Source organism: Shimia sp. SK013 (genome assembly GCF_001292625.1).
Lineage (GTDB): Bacteria > Pseudomonadota > Alphaproteobacteria > Rhodobacterales > Rhodobacteraceae > Shimia.
In genome coordinates this window covers 1-16,311 of record NZ_LAJH01000006.1, presented here as the reverse complement: position 1 = coordinate 16,311, position 16,311 = coordinate 1, and the positions used below count along the sequence as shown (strand labels likewise).

The 16,311-nt window shown below is 56.0% G+C and carries 14 protein-coding genes and 1 tRNA gene; 3 read left to right on the top strand and 12 right to left on the bottom strand.

The genetic code is table 11. From position 1 onward, the window contains the following. Positions 1-66: 66 nt before the first annotated feature. The 9 genes from SHIM_RS01570 to SHIM_RS01530 form a co-directional block, all read right to left on the bottom strand. Entirely contained in the window at positions 67-720 is a 654-nt protein-coding gene (locus tag SHIM_RS01570) for a glutathione S-transferase family protein (RefSeq protein WP_054000877.1), read from the bottom strand. Then, the gene (queG, locus tag SHIM_RS01565) at positions 713-1,756 is read right to left on the bottom strand and encodes a tRNA epoxyqueuosine(34) reductase QueG (protein WP_054000876.1); all 1,044 of its coding nucleotides are present in this window, start codon (positions 1,754-1,756) and stop codon (positions 713-715) included. The genes SHIM_RS01570 and queG overlap by 8 nt, the downstream gene beginning before the upstream one ends. Positions 1,757-1,846: 90 nt before the next feature. Then, positions 1,847-2,512, bottom strand: a complete 666-nt coding sequence (gene fzlA / locus SHIM_RS01560; RefSeq protein WP_054000941.1) for an FtsZ-binding protein FzlA — start codon at positions 2,510-2,512, stop codon at positions 1,847-1,849. 56 nt (positions 2,513-2,568) lie between these two features. Beyond that, positions 2,569-3,294: a monofunctional biosynthetic peptidoglycan transglycosylase gene (mtgA, locus tag SHIM_RS01555; protein ID WP_054000875.1), complete on the bottom strand. Its 726-nt coding sequence runs from the start codon at positions 3,292-3,294 to the stop codon at positions 2,569-2,571. Between the two features lie 67 nt (positions 3,295-3,361). Next, on the bottom strand, positions 3,362-3,727 hold the full coding sequence (locus tag SHIM_RS01550) for a DUF4189 domain-containing protein (protein WP_054000874.1): 366 nt from the start codon (positions 3,725-3,727) through the stop codon (positions 3,362-3,364). 166 nt (positions 3,728-3,893) lie between these two features. After that, positions 3,894-8,426, bottom strand: coding sequence for a glutamate synthase large subunit (gltB, locus tag SHIM_RS01545; protein ID WP_054000873.1), 4,533 nt, complete (start codon positions 8,424-8,426; stop codon positions 3,894-3,896). Next, the gene (locus SHIM_RS01540) at positions 8,423-8,875 is read right to left on the bottom strand and encodes a hypothetical protein (protein ID WP_054000872.1); all 453 of its coding nucleotides are present in this window, start codon (positions 8,873-8,875) and stop codon (positions 8,423-8,425) included. The genes gltB and SHIM_RS01540 overlap by 4 nt, the downstream gene beginning before the upstream one ends. Beyond that, positions 8,872-9,309: a GFA family protein gene (locus tag SHIM_RS01535; protein WP_193749847.1), complete on the bottom strand. Its 438-nt coding sequence runs from the start codon at positions 9,307-9,309 to the stop codon at positions 8,872-8,874. The genes SHIM_RS01540 and SHIM_RS01535 overlap by 4 nt, the downstream gene beginning before the upstream one ends. A 110-nt stretch (positions 9,310-9,419) precedes the next feature. Beyond that, positions 9,420-10,856 carry an NAD(P)-dependent oxidoreductase gene (locus tag SHIM_RS01530; RefSeq protein WP_054000870.1) on the bottom strand — a complete coding sequence of 479 codons (1,437 nt, stop codon included), beginning with the start codon at positions 10,854-10,856 and terminating at the stop codon, positions 9,420-9,422. Positions 10,857-11,076: 220 nt separating this feature from the next. On the opposite strand from SHIM_RS01530, the gene SHIM_RS01525 reads away from it, so the two are divergent. Continuing rightward, positions 11,077-11,880 carry an undecaprenyl-diphosphate phosphatase gene (locus SHIM_RS01525; protein WP_054000940.1) on the top strand — a complete coding sequence of 268 codons (804 nt, stop codon included), beginning with the start codon at positions 11,077-11,079 and terminating at the stop codon, positions 11,878-11,880. A gap of 51 nt (positions 11,881-11,931) precedes the next feature. Here SHIM_RS01525 and SHIM_RS01520 read toward each other — a convergent pair whose 3' ends face one another. Then, positions 11,932-12,909, bottom strand: coding sequence for a complex I NDUFA9 subunit family protein (locus tag SHIM_RS01520; RefSeq protein ID WP_054000869.1), 978 nt, complete (start codon positions 12,907-12,909; stop codon positions 11,932-11,934). A gap of 219 nt (positions 12,910-13,128) precedes the next feature. Between SHIM_RS01520 and SHIM_RS01515 the strand changes: the two genes are divergently transcribed. Next, positions 13,129-13,215: transfer RNA gene (locus SHIM_RS01515), tRNA-Leu, on the top strand. A 173-nt stretch (positions 13,216-13,388) separates the two neighbouring features. On the opposite strand, the gene SHIM_RS01510 is transcribed toward SHIM_RS01515, so the two are convergent. Then, positions 13,389-14,420, bottom strand: coding sequence for an SAP domain-containing protein (locus SHIM_RS01510; RefSeq protein ID WP_054000868.1), 1,032 nt, complete (start codon positions 14,418-14,420; stop codon positions 13,389-13,391). 565 nt (positions 14,421-14,985) lie between these two features. Between SHIM_RS01510 and SHIM_RS20305 the strand changes: the two genes are divergently transcribed. Then, positions 14,986-15,138, top strand: a complete 153-nt coding sequence (locus tag SHIM_RS20305; protein WP_193749846.1) for a hypothetical protein — start codon at positions 14,986-14,988, stop codon at positions 15,136-15,138. A 267-nt stretch (positions 15,139-15,405) separates the two neighbouring features. On the opposite strand, the gene SHIM_RS01500 is transcribed toward SHIM_RS20305, so the two are convergent. After that, entirely contained in the window at positions 15,406-16,017 is a 612-nt protein-coding gene (locus tag SHIM_RS01500; RefSeq protein ID WP_054000866.1) for an NYN domain-containing protein, read from the bottom strand. Between the last annotated feature and the right edge of the window lie 294 nt (positions 16,018-16,311).

Here is a 16,311-nt window from a genome sequence, read left to right as displayed (position 1 = left end):
ATCTGGCGGGTTTTCTTGTCCATGTCTCTGATACGTCTGGGCTTGAGAAAAGCCCTTCTTACATCCTTATCCGGCTGATCCTGCGCCAAATTCCGGCACCGTCTCCCGCAGGGCGTCAGCTGTCCAAATGTCCTCCCACCACGCCCAAAGCGCCGGATAGGTTTTCAGCAGATCCCGGGCCTCAGGCACACGCAGAAAATAGTCCATAACCGGCGCCAAATGCACGTCCGCAAGGGACCAATCAATACCGCTCAGAACCCTCTTTTCCGCAGCAATAGACTCTAATTTTTGCAAAACCGGTCGCGCGTTCATAAGACCCTCTCTGATTACATCCGCGTCTGCTTCCAGACCAAGATGCGGCCGGAACATCCCATGCGAAAACACCTGCCGCACCATCGGCCAATAGCCATATGCGTCGATGATCCCGATAACCTGGTCCACCTGCGCCATGACCTGTGGCGTTATCCCCAGCAGATCGTCACGATCAAAACAACGCGCCAGATAGCGAGTGATCGCGCCTGTCTCGTATACCGTCTGACCCTGATGGCGTAAAACCGGCACGCGGCCAAACGGCAGCAGCTCCGCTTCCGCAACCGTCATGGGTTCAAACGGATTGATCTCGTGGTAATTGTATGGCTGTTCGATCACCCGCAACGCAAGCCGCGCAATCCACGTGTAAACGCTATAGCGATAGCCAATCAGGTCAGGCCGCTCACTCATCCCGCAGCCTCGCCACGGCCCAGCGGGCGGCATCTGCCACAACCGGATCGGTGTCTTCACACAGCCCTAACGCAGTCTCTAACAAGGCAAAATCTCCCGAATTTCCGATGGCGTAAAGCACATTGCGGACAAATCTGTCGCGCCCGATCCGTTTGATTGGTGACCCAGAAAAATGGGCTCGAAACCCGGCATCATCGAACGCCGCAAGGTCTGCCAGTTTGGGTGCCACCAACTCTGTGCGGGCGTGATATTTCACCTCCCGCGCTTCTTGGGCGAATTTGTTCCACGGACACACCCCAAGACAGTCGTCACAGCCATAAATCCGGTTGCCCATCAGGGCGCGCAGCTCTTCCGCGACGGGCCCGTGATGCTCGATTGTCAGATAAGAGATACAGCGCCGCGCATCAATCTGATGCGGCGAGGGAAACGCCCCCGTCGGACAGGCATCCAGACAAGCTCGGCAAGATCCACAATGATCAATTTCCGCTGGATCAGTCTCTATTTCCACGGTCGTGAACACCGACCCGATAAAGAACCAGGACCCCAGATCACGACTCACAAGATTGGTGTGTTTGCCCTGCCATCCCAGCCCCGAGGCCTGCCCCAGCGGTTTCTCCGGCACAGGCGCCGTGTCGACAAACACCTTCACCTGCGTCGCGTCCCCAGTTTCGGCAATCAACCACCGCGCCAACCGCTTGAGCCGCTTCTTGACCGTGTCGTGATAATCGCGGTTTTGCGCATAAACCGAAATCGCGCCACGATCCGGCATCTGGTGCACAGCCAGCGGATCATGCTGGGGCGTATAACTCTCACCCAGAACGATCACCGACCGCGCCTCCGGCCACAGCGCCGCCGGATCGGACCGCCAATGTGTGCGATCCGCCAGCCATCCCATTGTTCCGTGATAGTCCTTGGCCAGAAACCCCGCCAAACCCGCCGCAACCTGCGGCACCGCATCCGGCCGACACACCTGTGCCATATCAAACCCGATGGCTTGCGCCTCCGCCACCAATCGCGCTTTCAGGTCGTCACTCATTGCGCACCCCGGCTTTTTTGTTCCCAAAAAACCTTCGGGGGTACGGCCGCAGGCCGAGGGGGCAGACAGCCCCCTTGCGCTGTCACAGGATCAAAAATCCAGATCGGCATAATGTGCAGGCGGCGGAAATCCCGGCACCTGATCCGCCAGAATGGCACGGAACGCGGGCCGCGATTTGATTGTCGCGTACCAATCCTTGACCACCTGAGACCGGTTCCAGTCCACATCCGAAATATAGTCCAACGCCGACAAGTGCGCGGCAGCAGCAAAATCCGCCATCGTCATCACATCGCCAGCCAGCCAACGCCGGTGATCCAGCAGCCAGGTCATGTAATCCAGATGATACTTGATCGCCTTGGCGCCTGCCTTCACGTTGCCGCTGTCCGGATATCCGGCCCCCATCAGCTTCTTGTTGACCCGCTCATACAAAAGCTTGGACGTCACCTCGTGGTGGAATTTGTCATCAAACCACGCCACCAGCCGCCGCACTTCATACCGGCCATCCGCATCGCGCGGCATCAGCGCAGGCTCCGGATATTTCTCTTCCAGATACTCACAAATGGCATTGCTGTCGGCCATCATTTTGCCGTCCATCTTCAGGATCGGCACCTTCGCGGCGGGGTTGCGGCGCAGAAAATCGGGATCTTGCTCCCAATACCGCTCCTCCACCAGCTCCACCTCCAGCCGCTTCTCGCCCATGCACAGGCGCACCTTGCGGCAAAACGGAGACATAGGCACATGGAACAGTCGATTCATCACAACATCACTTGGTTTGAGCATTTCGCCTTCAATGCCCCGACCTTACGGGTAATTCAATCCGCAAAACAAGCGTCGCGCGACTCCCCGCGTATGGTTTCGGCTCCATCCATGATCGCTGCCGCCCGTCGACGCAACCGCGCCGTTGGCTGGCTCGCGGATCTGGCTTTCGGATTGGGCAACACCGCCGCCAACCGCGCCGCCTGTGTGGCGCTCAAACTCTCAGGCCCCACGCCAAAGTAATGCCGCGCCGCCGCCTCGACACCAAAAACACCTTCGTCAAATTCGGCAATGTTAAGATAGACCTCAAGAATTCGCCGCTTGGACCAGCCGATTTCCACCAAAGGCGTCAACACCGCCTCCAGCGCCTTGCGGACATAACTGCGCCCTTGCCACAGATAGACGTTCTTGACCGTTTGCTGTGTCAGGGTCGATGCCCCGCGCCCGCCGCCATCCTCGATTGCGTCCCGGATCGCGGCCACGTCAAACCCCCAGTGTAGACAGAAATTGGCATCTTCTGCCGCCACGACAGACCGCGCCATCACCGGTGCGATCTGCTCCATCGGGGTCCATTGATGATCCAGATGCCCCACGCGGCGCTTTTCGCTAAGCATCGTCCAGGTGATTGGCGGGTTCACAATCGCAAAGAACACCACGGCCAAAAACGTCAAAGAGACACCCCAAACCGCCGCACGGCGCAGCCAATACCGCGCCTTCAACCACCGCCGTCGCAACCAACGTGGCTCGGGTTTCTTCTGCTTTTTCTTTGACTTCTTTGCCATGGACGCCCGCTGCCGCTCTCAAGGAAAGGAAGTAAAGCGTCCTACCCGCGCTCGCAAGCCTCCTCGCTCACTTCGAGCACACCCAAACCCGAACCTCACAGTTCGACCCATAGCCATCGCAGTATTCTAGTGCGGTTTCCGCTGCCCGCGCAGTTGTGTCAGCCGTTCCAAAACCCCAGCCGCCATTGCTGGCTTCTGCCAGGACGCCACAGGCGTTGTAAAACGTCTCGATCACGTTGCAATCGTCCTCACAGGCACTGCGCACCGAAAGCCGCGCTTCGCTTTCGCTCTGTTGGCTGTGAGAATAGCCCCAAGCACCGTTTGGCCCAATCGCCACTGCGCCCCAGCATGCCTCATATCCGCAATCCCCCGCACGCGAGGCGCTTGCCTGCACCAACAGTATCAAACCCAACATCGGTTTAATAAATCGCATGAAACTCCACTCCGCAGCCAAGTTGATATTGATGGTTCTAAATCAATTCCCGCGTCACGGCGAGACTTCAGATAACAGCGGGCGGTGTACCGCCCAAAGCTGAAAACGCAAACAAAAACCCCCGCCGGTTGTCACCAACGGGGGATTTTAAGTCTCTATTGCAGCCTCATTCCGCCGGAACCGCCGCGCTTTCGTTGGTCAGCGGATGAGGAATATGCACCAGCATCTCTTTGGGGCAAACCTGAAGGAAGTTGCCCTTCTCCATGTCCCAGTGCTGCAGGATATCCGCAGCCTTGCGACTGCCGGTCTCTGCCACATGGCGCTCCACCAAACCTTTCAGCTGATCTTCCCAGTGCTTAACCGTCACTGGACAGGTCACCAAGGTTTCCATGTTCATGACGTTTTCGGCTTTGCCATCGGGATCATACAGATAAGCCATGCCGCCGGTCATACCCGCGCCAAAGTTCGCGCCGACCTCACCAAGGATCACGGCAATACCGCCAGTCATGTATTCACACCCACAGGCGCCACAGCCCTCAATCACAACCTTCGCACCAGAGTTTCGAACAGCGAACCGTTCCCCTGCGCGACCGGCCGCAAACAGATGGCCATCGGTTGCACCATAAAGCACGGTGTTGCCGATGATCGTGTTATCAGCCGCCGTAAGCGGACTTGCCATTGGCGGACGCACCACCACGGTGCCGCCCGACAAGCCTTTGCCGACGTAATCGTTGGCATCACCCGACACTTCAATCTTCAGACCAGGCGCCGCAAACGCACCCAACGACTGACCCGCAGACCCGGTCAGCTTGACCGTCAGGTGATCATCCTGCAGCGCATTGCGCATACCAAAGTTGCGCACGATATGGCTCGAGGTGCGTGTGCCCACGGTCCGGTGCGTGTTCTGCACCGCATACGACAATTGCATCTTCTCGCCGTCCTCAAGGAACCGCGCCGCGTCCCGCACGATTTCCGCATCCAGCGTATCAGGCACATAGTTGCGGTCTTTGTCGCGATTATAAACGATGTCATGCGCGCCATCGACGGTGATCAACAGCGGGTTGAGATCCAGATCATCCAGATGCGCCGACCCACGGCTAACCTGCGCCAACAGGTCCGCGCGACCAATGACGTCCCCAAGGCTACGCGCCCCGATGCTGGCCAGAATCTCACGCACTTCCTGCGCATAGAAGGTGATCAGGTTGACCACTTTGTCCGCAGATCCGGTGTATTTCGCACGCAGGTCTTCGTCCTGTGTACACACACCAACCGGGCAAGTGTTGGACTGGCACTGACGCACCATGATACAGCCCATCGCGATCAACGCCGCGGTGCCGATGCCGTATTCCTCGGCACCCATCATCGCCGCCATGACAATGTCACGACCTGTACGCAAACCACCGTCGGTCCGCAAAGTCACCCGCTCGCGCAGCTTGTTCATCGCCAGAACCTGATGCGCTTCGGTCAGACCCATTTCCCACGGCAGACCACAGTATTTGATCGACGTCGCAGGCGATGCACCGGTGCCGCCATTGTGGCCCGAGATCAGGATGATGTCGGCTTTGGCTTTCGCCACACCGGCAGCAATTGTGCCGACGCCGCTAGACGCCACCAGCTTCACCGTCACCTTACAGCGCGGGTTGATCTGCTTGAGATCATAGATCAGCTGCGCCAAATCCTCGATCGAGTAAATGTCGTGGTGCGGCGGAGGCGAAATCAGCGTCACACCTTTGGTCGAGTGGCGCAGACGCGCAATCAGGTCGGTGACCTTCATACCCGGCAACTGGCCGCCCTCACCGGGCTTGGCGCCCTGTGCAACTTTGATTTCCAGCTCTTCACACTGGTTCAGATATTCGGCTGTCACGCCAAAACGACCCGACGCCACCTGCTTGATTTTTGCTGACGGGTTGTCGCCATTTGGCTCCGGCACAAAGTGCGCCGGATCTTCGCCGCCCTCACCGGAATCCGACTTGGCACCGATCCGGTTCATCGCCACGTTGAGTGTCTTGTGCGCCTCAGGCGACAACGCCCCCAACGACATGCCCGGCGTTACGAACCGCTTGCGGATCGCGGTGATGCTTTCAACTTCTTCAATCGGGATCGGTTTGCCAATCGCCTTGATGTCCAGCAGGTCGCGCAAATGGATGGGCGGGTTGGCCCGCATCTTGGCGCTATACTGTTTCCACAGCTCATAGCTCGCGCGGTTACAGGCCGCTTGCAGCATGTGCATCGACTGTGCGCCCCACGCGTGGGTCTCACCCGACTTACGCGCTTTGTAGAACCCACCAACGGGCAACACGTCTGTGCCACTCAGGAAGCCTTTGGCGTGGATCTGCTCGGCCTTGCGTTGGATGCCGCTGACGCCAATGCCGGAAATCCGGCTGGTCATGCCGGGGAAATATTCCGCACACATCGCGCGGCTCAAACCCACAGCTTCAAAGTTCAGACCACCGCGATAAGACGAGATCACCGAGATGCCCATCTTCGCCATGATCTTGAGAAGACCTTGGTCGATGGCTTCGCGATAGCGCGCCATGTTCTCGGTCAAAGTGCCATCCGCCAGATTGCGCGCAATGCGATCTGCCAGCGTGTCTTCCGCCAGATAGGCGTTCACCACCGTGGCGCCTGCGCCGATCAGCACAGCAAAGTAATGCGGGTCGATACATTCTGCGGAGCGCACGTTCAGCGAACAGAAAGTCCGCAGACCTTTGCGTGTCAGGTGGCTGTGCACTGCGCTGGTCGCGAGGATCATCGGCATGGCAACTTTGTCGGCCCCCTGCGCTTCGTCGCTCAGCACGATATGCCCGGCACCGGACCGCACAGCGTCTTCGGCTTCCGCGCGAATACGCTCCAGACCCGCCTGCAACGCGCCTTCACCCGCATCAAAAGTACATTCAATCCGCACAACCGTGTCGTCAAACGCTTCCAGCAGCATGTCGAACTGCTTGTTGGCCACAAACGGGCTTTCCAGCATGACAATCTCGGTCTGGCTGCCGTCTTCGCCCAGCACGTTCTTCAAATTGCCGAACCGCGTCTTCAGGCTCATCACGCGGTATTCACGCAAACTGTCGATTGGCGGGTTTGTCACCTGAGAAAAGTTCTGGCGGAAGAAGTGGCTCAGCGGGCGGTAAAGCTTGGACAGAACCGCGCTCGGGGTGTCATCCCCCATCGACGCCAGCGCCTCTTTGCCATCCTCAGCCATCGGCGCAAGGATCTGCTCGACCTCTTCCATCGAATACCCGGCCGCGATTTGTCGCTGCCGCAAATCTTCGCCGGCAAACGTTGCGGTCTCGGTCACGCTTTGCAGCTCGCCGGCCAAATCGCGGATCTTGCCAACCCACTCGCCAAACGGACGTGCGCCCGCCAGTTTATCCTTGATCTCTGTGTCGTGATAGAGCTTGCCCTCTTTCATATCCACAGCCAGCAACTGACCGGGACCAAGCGCACCCTTTTCAACAACCGTTGCCTCGTCAATCGGCACCATTCCGGCCTCCGAACCGGAAATCAGCAACCCGTCGCCCGTCACAACATAGCGCATCGGGCGCAGGCCGTTGCGGTCCAGACCCGCACACACCCAACGACCATCGGTCATCGCCAAGGCGGCCGGACCGTCCCATGGCTCCATCACCGAGTTGCAATAGGAATACATGTCGCGCCACGACTGCGGCAGCTCAACTGCCTGCTTGGACCAGCTCTCGGGCACCAGCATGGTTTTTGCCATCGGAGCAGAGCGCCCAGCGCGCACCAGAACCTCAAACACACCGTCCAAAGCCGCGGAATCCGACGCGCCACCTGGCACGATCGGCTTGATGTCTTCGGCGTGATCGCCAAACGAGGCCGACGCCATGCGGATCTCGTGGCTTTTCATCCAGTTCAGGTTGCCCCTGAGCGTGTTGATCTCACCGTTGTGGGCCAACATGCGGAACGGCTGTGCCAGCCACCACTGCGGGAAAGTGTTGGTCGAATACCGCTGGTGATACAGCGCAAACGCACTTTCAAAACGTTCGTCCAGCAGGTCGGGATAGAACACCGCCACCTGCTCGGCCAACATCATGCCTTTGTAAATGATCGAGCGGCACGACAACGACGCGATATAAAGCCCGTTGATGTTTGCCGCCAACGCGGCTTTCTCGATACGGCGACGGATCACATACAGTTCGCGCTCAAACGTCTCCTCATCGACACCTTTGGAATTGGTGATCAGGATCTGCTCGATCTCGGGCCGCGTCGCGTTGGCCTTTTCGCCCAGACAGGTCACATCCACCGGCACGTGGCGCCAGCCATAGATGCGATAGCCCATCTTCAGAACTTCGGTTTCCACAATCGTGCGACAGCTTTCCTGCGCACCATGATCGGTGCGCGGCAGGAACACCTGACCCACAGCCATCAGCTCGTCTTTGATCGGCTCATGGCCCGTGCGCTTGATCTGATCATAGAAAAAGTTGACCGGAATTTGCACATGAATACCCGCACCATCGCCGGTCATGCCGTCCGCATCCACAGCACCACGGTGCCAGATCGCCTTCAGCGCAGTAATGCCCGCCTCAACCACTTTGCGGCTGGGTTTGCCATCAATGCTGACCACAAGGCCCACGCCACAAGACGAGTGCTCCTCGCTCTCTTCATACAGACCGTTCTCGGCCATGAACTTGCGCTTGGCTTCTTCTTCGCGCACCCAGTTGTCGTCATACTTGGTCATTGGTTGAACCCTCCATTCTGGTCCACGACCCCCAAGATCATCCAATACGCTTGCGCGGGACTGATCGAGAAGACCCCAGCTTCTGATTTTCGAACGGCCGTAAGCCACTCGTCACGACCGCCAAGAAATGGATCTTGCGGTTGCTTTCCTTGATCAATCCGCTCGGCCAAGCAAGGCGCAATCGCCTCCAAAGCGAACGGACTATGAAACACTGTTGGCAATTCCTGAGTTTCGGAAATGCCGGTCAGTTGAAGATGCGCGATGATCTTATTCTCAACCTCGCCGCCGATCTCTAGATCGCCCCAAGTCTCCAATTTGCCCACCAAGGCAGCCACGGGTGGAAGGTCATGTTCAGAGGTGCAAAGAAAAACATCCCCAACGGACACATCAGCGCTCATCGCAGAAGTTGCGGTGATTAGCCCGATTATGGCAGAAAGTGATTTTTTCATGGTGCCTCCTCAGACAAACCATATTTCGCGTTAATCTCTGCCGTGGTCATCTGGATCCGCCCTTCCGGCAGGTCGAACAGACAATCCTTGCGGTCCACGAAAAACTCCCGCGCCAGCTTCATGCCACTCACATCGTCAAACAGGCCCAGCGCCACAGAGTAGTTCCCAGCATCAGGCCCATCGGTCAGACGATACCAAAGGTTCGATCCGCAGGCTTTGCAGAACGACCGCGCGGCCCAATCCGAACTTTTGTGAGTAGATATCTGGTTCGCGCCGTTTATCTGCATCGCGGCAATCGGCACATGCACCCCGACAAAACGGTCGCCATTCCAACGGCGGCACATCTCGCAATAACAGGCCCCGAATTCGGACGACACGTCGGTCGCGGTGAAAGTCACCGCGCCACACATGCAATGTCCGCTTCGGGTTACCATGCCATTTACCTTTTCATCATCTTGGTCAGCTGTTCTGACGTTTCGTGTTTTGGGGGCGTGCATCGGCACTGTCGCGATACAGACGCAATACCGACGCGATGCCGAGTGCCTTATTCGGCGGCCACAGCCGTCGGAACGCCCAGCTTTTCAACAATCGCATCGGCGCAATCGCGGCCGTCTTTGATGGCCCAAACCACAAGCGATGCGCCGCGCACGATGTCACCCACCGCATAAACGCCCTCTAGGTCCGTCGCACCCGTGGTGAACTGCGCCTTTACAGTGCCCCAACGGGTCACTCCCAGCTCAGGTTCGTCCCAAAGGGTCGGCAGATCTTCAGGAGAGAAGCCCAGCGCCTTGATCACCAGATCGGCTTCTTCGACATAATCCGCGCCTTCGATCACTTCGGGGCTTTGACGGCCCGACGCATCGGGCTGACCCAAACGCATCTTCTGCACCATCACACCTTCTACGGCGTCGCCGCCGGTGAACCCTTTGGGCGCGCTCAGCCAGACAAATTCCACACCTTCTTCTTCGGCGTTCTGCGTTTCACGCTGCGAGCCGGGCATGTTGGCCTTGTCGCGGCGATACAGACATTTCACGCTGTCAGCGCCTTGGCGGATCGCTGTGCGCACACAATCCATCGCGGTGTCGCCGCCACCGATCACAACAACCTTCTTGCCCTCGGCATTCAGCTCACCGCTTTCGATCTCCGGCACGCTGTCGCCAAAGTCCTGACGGTTGGACGCCGTCAGATAATCAATCGCCTTTACGATGCCCTTGGCACCGGCGCCCGGCCCTTGCAAATCACGGCTTTTATAGACACCAGTCGCGATAATCACCGCGTTATGCGCAGCGCGGATTTCAGCAAAAGAGATGTCTGTGCCAATTTCACAGTTCATCTTGAAGGTCACACCACCGTCAGCCAGCAGCTGGTTGCGACGCATGACCACGTCTTTCTCCAACTTGAAGCCGGGAATGCCATAGGTCAGCAAGCCGCCAGCGCGGTCATAACGGTCATATATCGTCACCTGAATGCCCGCGCGACGCAGGCGATCTGCGGCGGCCAGACCACCAGGACCCGCCCCGATGATGCCAACGCTTTCAGCGCGCTCTTGGCTCGGAGACGCGGGTTTGACCCACCCCTTTTCCCACGCGGTATCGGTGATGTATTTCTCAACCGAGCCGATGGTCACAGTGCCGTGGCCGGACTGTTCAATCACGCAGTTGCCTTCACACAGACGGTCCTGCGGGCAGATACGGCCACAGATTTCCGGAAAGGTGTTGGTGGCTTGGCTGACAGCATAGGCTTCTTCCAACCGACCCGTCGCCGTCAGGCGCAGCCAATCAGGGATATTGTTGTGCAACGGGCAATGGCTTTGGCAATACGGCACACCACATTGGCTGCACCGGCTTGACTGCTCCTCGGCCTTGGCCTTGGCGAACTCCGCATAGATTTCATTGAAATCTTCTTTGCGCACGCTGGCATCCCGCTTCACCGGCATGTCACGTTCCACAGATACAAATTTCAACATCGGTTGCTTAGCCACGTCGCTGCCTCCTGCTTTTCCGTCAGAATGTGTCTGTAAAGAGTTCGGAAAGGATATAAAAGTCAGTCATACTGACGTATATATCAGTTTTTTATGTGGCATGGGGTCAATTTTGGTGATCAATCCGGTTTTTTAGGTCCGAGTCGGATCTAAAATGCATATTTCCTTTGAAAAATTGGGCACTTATACGTTGTGTATCAATGCAAGGAACCTGATGGCCATGCCAATCTTTCACATTCTTTTGGTCGCCGTCATCCAGGGCATCACAGAATTTCTTCCGATAAGCTCCTCGGGCCATCTGATTTTGCTGCCGAATCTGGTTGGGCTTGACGATCAGGGACTGGCCATCGACGTCGCTGCCCACGTAGGCACACTGGGCGCAGTGATCCTCTATTTCTGGTCCGACGTCCGCCTTGCCATCCTTGGCCTGCCACGCGCCCTGACCGGAAAGCGCGACACGCCCGGTAGTAAACTCGCCTATCTGCTGATCGTCGCGACAATCCCGGTGATAATCGCAGGGCTTTTCCTAAAGGTCACAGGCCTCAACGACGCAATGCGGTCTGTTGCACTGATTGGCTGGACCATGCTGGGTTTCGGACTCGTGCTCTGGTGGGCAGACCAAAAAGGCGCCAGCACAAAAACCGAAGCGGACTGGTCCACCAAAGACGCCTGGCTGCTCGGTGTTTGGCAGGCCGTTGCTCTGATCCCCGGAACCTCACGGTCGGGTATAACGATCACCGGCGCGCGCTTTCTTGGATATGAACGCTCTGACGCCGCTAAGATTGCCATGCTGATGTCGATCCCGACCATCTTTGCCAGCGGCACCTTGCTCGGTTTGGACGTCGCAACCCAAGCCGATGTCGCAATGTTGCGCGATATGGCTCTGGCTGCGGTCTTTTCTTTCTTTGCAGCCCTACTTGCACTGACCCTGATGATGCGCCTGTTGAAATCCGTCAGTTTCACACCCTACGTCATCTACCGCGTGATCCTTGGCGCAACACTGCTAGTTATCGCGTACAGCTAACAAAAAAGGCGGGCCACCTGGACCCGCCTCTATATCTCTAATGTCGCGCAATCAGATCTTCATATTTCGCGCTGAATCCTTGATTGCGTCATACTGACCGGACGGGCGGTAGCGCCACAAATAGTCCGGCAAAATAGTCTCGGGTGCCAGCGGGCGAATACCCAGATCGTCAAACCCTTTCGCACCCTCGGACACAACATTGTCTATCTTCAACAGCCTCACCTGATCCTTAGTCAGCACCGAGTTGTGCACCAAGCCAAAGGTTACGGTCTGCATCAAGCCAAAACCAAAGGCCATCACCCGGCCCAGCCAGAACGGCAAGTTCATTACAATGCGCTTGCGCTGTACGACCTCAAGCATCTCACCAATCCAGCCTCGCAGCGTCTTCACCTCAGGACCACCAAGCTCATAAACACCCTCGGCCTGACCCAAAATGCCCATGACAGCAGCCTGCGCCACATCATCGACGAACACCGGCTGGAACTTGGTTTCGCCCCCAATGATCGGCAACATCGGACCCATGCGCGACATCGACGCAAAACGGTTAAAGAAGCCGTCGTCCTGCCCAAAGATCACAGAAGGCCGCAAAATCATTGCGTTCGGCATGTGTTGAATCACACCCTCTTCGCCCAGCGCCTTTGAGGTTGCGTAATCACTTTCCGTCTCGGTGTCGGCAATTGCCGACAGATGCACCATCGTCGCCACACCTTGCTCGGACGCGATGCGCGCGATGCGCTCGGCACCCTCATGCTGCACCGCATCAAAAGTATTCTTGCCCCGATCCGACAGAATGCCAACACAGTTCACTACCGCATCAGCCCCGGCCATAACACCGGCCACAGACGCATCATCCCGCACATTGCAGAATACCGGCTCCACTTGTCCGACCGACCCATAAGGTTTTACGAACATCGCCTCATTCGGACGGCGCACTGCGACACGCACACGCCAGCCTTCTTTGGCCATACGCTGTGCTATGTGGCGTCCGACAAATCCGGACCCGCCGTAAATAGTGACAAGTTTCGACATGGCTCGCCTCCGCTGGTGTCGTGTCTGATGCAATAGCCCCCCGCGCGCTCCGGAACAAGTCGCAAGGCCAGACCGCGACATGAAACCCCAGGTTTTTCATCACGACTTTGTACCTTTACGTTGGGCCGGCACAGAGAGGTTGAACAAATTTGGGAATTTCCATCGAATCGCGTTGACACCCCCCGCCCACAGGACTAAATGCCTGCTTCACCAACCCGTGCCCAGATGGCGGAATTGGTAGACGCGCTAGCTTCAGGTGCTAGTGTCCGTATGGACGTGGAGGTTCGAGTCCTCTTCTGGGCACCATATTATCCATAAATCCCATTTCTTATCAATGCGTTGGTGGATTTTCGAGTTTTTGTATCCCCCTAAATATCCCCCTTATCGCTGTTGGTGAAAGCGACCTTCTGAATTGTTAAGAAAGTTTCAGTGCCCTCGCAGTTCTGCCCTTTCGGTTCATTTTCGATCTAGGCCAAGCTCTAGCGGTTGCTGGGCGGCACCAGCACCGCATTGCACCTGCAACCTACTTCGCAATTGCAGTCAGGGTGCGGCAACTCGGGAACATTATCCAAATCATAAAGGTGCCCGTCATCGCTTCGACAGGCGAGACAGGTCGAGTTTCGATCCTTGACCTTCAAAACTTCAAACCGATAACCTTGTGACAATCTCTTGGCCTGATCGACTTGCAGTTTGTTGCGGGCAAAGAACAAAAGCATACGCGCGGCGAGTACTCTGTTTTTGTCGTTATTGTCTAACAACTCATCTGATATTACCCGCCCGAAACGTTCAGTTCCCCACAAGGAAAACATTGCCGCAAGCTCTCTGCTGGCTTGGGATACGCCGCCATAACGGGACTTGTGAAATCCAGGGTTCGCTTTGAAAATTATGGTAATTTCTTTGAAAAGCCTCTGGTCGGCAGATTTCCAATTCACACCTATACCGCGTTGATAAAACTGAGCCTCCTCATACCGACAAACGATATTACAAGCTTCGGAAAAATTACGGGCCCGCAATAATTCTAAAGTGCGCAATTGAGCTCGCTCTAAGTCCAGTTTTTTTGCGGCCTTGTGTTCCGAAACCGCATCTTGGGCTCTGTCGGTGCAGATCAAAATGTTCCGACCTCCAAGTTCATCGCAAAAGCCAGTGCGTGAACTACTTGCGATCCGTTCTGCGATATCTGCTTTTTTACCGCTCGCTTTCACACCTTGAGAAGAAGCCATTTCCTTCAGCTCGCTCAACTTGAAAGAGGCTTCAAGCTTTTCGGAAAGGGTTGCCTCTCGCAGTAGTTCTGCGTCTGTCAGAGCGGCAATTACGTCAAAGACTGGCGCACCCAACTTATCTTCCCAAAGGGCCGTATGATTGGCGTTCAGGCGCTTCGCTACATCAGCGGGTGAAGTAAAGAGGGAGAGAAATTGAACCTGTTGGTTTGAGTCCAGTTGAACAGACCGTGGTTTGGTTGTTGGTTCGTCCGGGCTATTGTCTTTTTTAAACCCGAATAACTTTCGAAACATGTCCAAACTCCACGCGCTTGTTTGGACAGACTATCGAAGTGCGGGTTCGGGACAAGAAGTGTTTTTCAGTTCCATCGTCACGCCTTGCAGTTCTCTCATTCGAAGGCATCTATTCGCTGCGCCTGTATCTACTGCTTTCACCGCCAGCTGGCCGGCGAAAACATCTGAGACTTTCAAGAAGGACGAACTACGGCACATCCTTGAGTTGGGGAAATTAGGTGTTCCAGATGGCCAAACTTGCGGCGGTTTGTGTTGGACCGAGAAAAACTCACTCCCAACTTTCGAAAATCGGTGATCGAGCTGGGTGGACGGAGGTTCAAGCTCCGTTGCCAGCGCCTATTTTTTGTGATCACATTTTCGTAGCATACTGAAGGAATACTACGATATTGGAGTTTAAGTCGCTGACTTTTATGGCCCTACATATACAAGTCAATCTCTATGACCTGTGACCAAAAGGCCATATTAACGGCGACTCAACAAACACACTTTTCCTTTAGCTTCTTTGGTCAACAACACTCTGACCGTATGTTTGGATCACGGCAACAAACCGAAAGGAACCTTTGCCATGAAACATCTTATTCAAACCGCCGCAGTTGCGATGACGCTGCTTGGTGCGACTGCTACAATAGCTATTGCAGACCGCAAACCCGCTCTCGACCCTGGCTGTGAATTCATCAAAGAGCTCAACGAATATACTTGCCCAACCTGTGGCTGTTAATCAGGTGAAACTATACCAAACGGCCCGCTCTTGCGGGCCGTTGTCTATTAGCTACCCTAACAAATTCCATTATTGAGTTGTAACGCATTACGCGACCGCTGTCGCAAGCCAATTTGAAGACCTTAGAAAGCACTTTGACCGAGCCGAGCGGCTTGTTGAGGATCAAAGACCAGCAAAGCCAGCATCACGCAGGTAGTTCCGGCAGAGGTAGGGGCCTGATGGCGGAGGTGGCAGGATTGCGCGGTAGTGCGGTAGTGCGCTGTTTGATTAGGTTATCGGAGGGTCGTATTCAATTGGTCGGATGATGGTTTTGTCCTCCAGAACGATCTGAGGGGGCAGTAGAGAGCGCCGTACGCGGCCTACTGTTACCTCGAACAAAGCTACTGAGTTTCGCCCCTTGCGCTTTGGAGGGGCTACCAGGTCGATCTGTTTGCCTGCTGTTTCTGCCTTAGTAAGCGTCACAGCCTCATTCAAATCAGTGTCAGCGGAAATGACCAGGGCACGGTCGAACCTATCCTTTAAGCCATCAGCCATAAGCTGAACGCCGATATTCACATCGGTTTCTTTCTCTTCGTGAGCTTTATAGCGTACATTGCAACTCTTGCACTGCATCGGCTTTTCTTTGAAGCGGCCTTCAATGAACTGGACGCCTCGGGCTTGCAATGCAGCCACGTATCTCTGATGGCGGCGATAGCTAGCCGGCATCCACGTCGCATACGCTGAGAAGTATTTTACAGTAGTGACTGCCTCGTTCTGTCGGATCAGTGTTTCGGACAACGCCCAAAGGTCGAGCCATTTTAGATGACTTTCGCCAAGATCATCGAGAGCGTGATAGAGATTGAAGCCATCGATGTAGACCGAAACACGATGTGCAGTCATGTGTTCACCAATTCTATAAATGAAAAAGCCGCCCTTGCGAGCGGCTTATCCGATGGCGCGAACCCCACCGGTTAGATGATTCCTATTTAGCACTAAAAGGTGTTTGCGCAAGCTTAATATGTCGTTTGGCACCAAAAAAGAACTAAAGTGGCTCGTGCGATTACCTAAATCAAGCGCTCGATCTCTCTTATCTCTCGCGCCAGATCGTTGATCTCCGCTCTTGTCTCGATCCATTCCCGCGACCGCATTCCATGCCGCCATGACGGGTGATCCTTGCCAGACGAATGCCCGCCT

Bases quoted from the DNA above. Each gene is read 5' to 3' on its own strand.
- SHIM_RS20305 (WP_193749846.1), top strand. From the start codon at position 14,986: ATGAAACATCTTATTCAAACCGCCGCAGTTGCGATGACGCTGCTTGGT.
- SHIM_RS01540 (WP_054000872.1), bottom strand. From the start codon at position 8,875: ATGAAAAAATCACTTTCTGCCATAATCGGGCTAATCACCGCAACTTCT.
- gltB (WP_054000873.1), bottom strand. From the start codon at position 8,426: ATGACCAAGTATGACGACAACTGGGTGCGCGAAGAAGAAGCCAAGCGC.
- SHIM_RS01570 (WP_054000877.1), bottom strand. From the start codon at position 720: ATGAGTGAGCGGCCTGACCTGATTGGCTATCGCTATAGCGTTTACACG.
- SHIM_RS01525 (WP_054000940.1), top strand. From the start codon at position 11,077: ATGCCAATCTTTCACATTCTTTTGGTCGCCGTCATCCAGGGCATCACA.
- fzlA (WP_054000941.1), bottom strand. From the start codon at position 2,512: ATGAATCGACTGTTCCATGTGCCTATGTCTCCGTTTTGCCGCAAGGTG.
- SHIM_RS01550 (WP_054000874.1), bottom strand. From the start codon at position 3,727: ATGCGATTTATTAAACCGATGTTGGGTTTGATACTGTTGGTGCAGGCA.
- mtgA (WP_054000875.1), bottom strand. From the start codon at position 3,294: ATGGCAAAGAAGTCAAAGAAAAAGCAGAAGAAACCCGAGCCACGTTGG.
- queG (WP_054000876.1), bottom strand. From the start codon at position 1,756: ATGAGTGACGACCTGAAAGCGCGATTGGTGGCGGAGGCGCAAGCCATC.
- SHIM_RS01500 (WP_054000866.1), bottom strand. From the start codon at position 16,017: ATGACTGCACATCGTGTTTCGGTCTACATCGATGGCTTCAATCTCTAT.
- SHIM_RS01535 (WP_193749847.1), bottom strand. From the start codon at position 9,309: ATGGTAACCCGAAGCGGACATTGCATGTGTGGCGCGGTGACTTTCACC.
- SHIM_RS01510 (WP_054000868.1), bottom strand. From the start codon at position 14,420: ATGTTTCGAAAGTTATTCGGGTTTAAAAAAGACAATAGCCCGGACGAA.
- SHIM_RS01520 (WP_054000869.1), bottom strand. From the start codon at position 12,909: ATGTCGAAACTTGTCACTATTTACGGCGGGTCCGGATTTGTCGGACGC.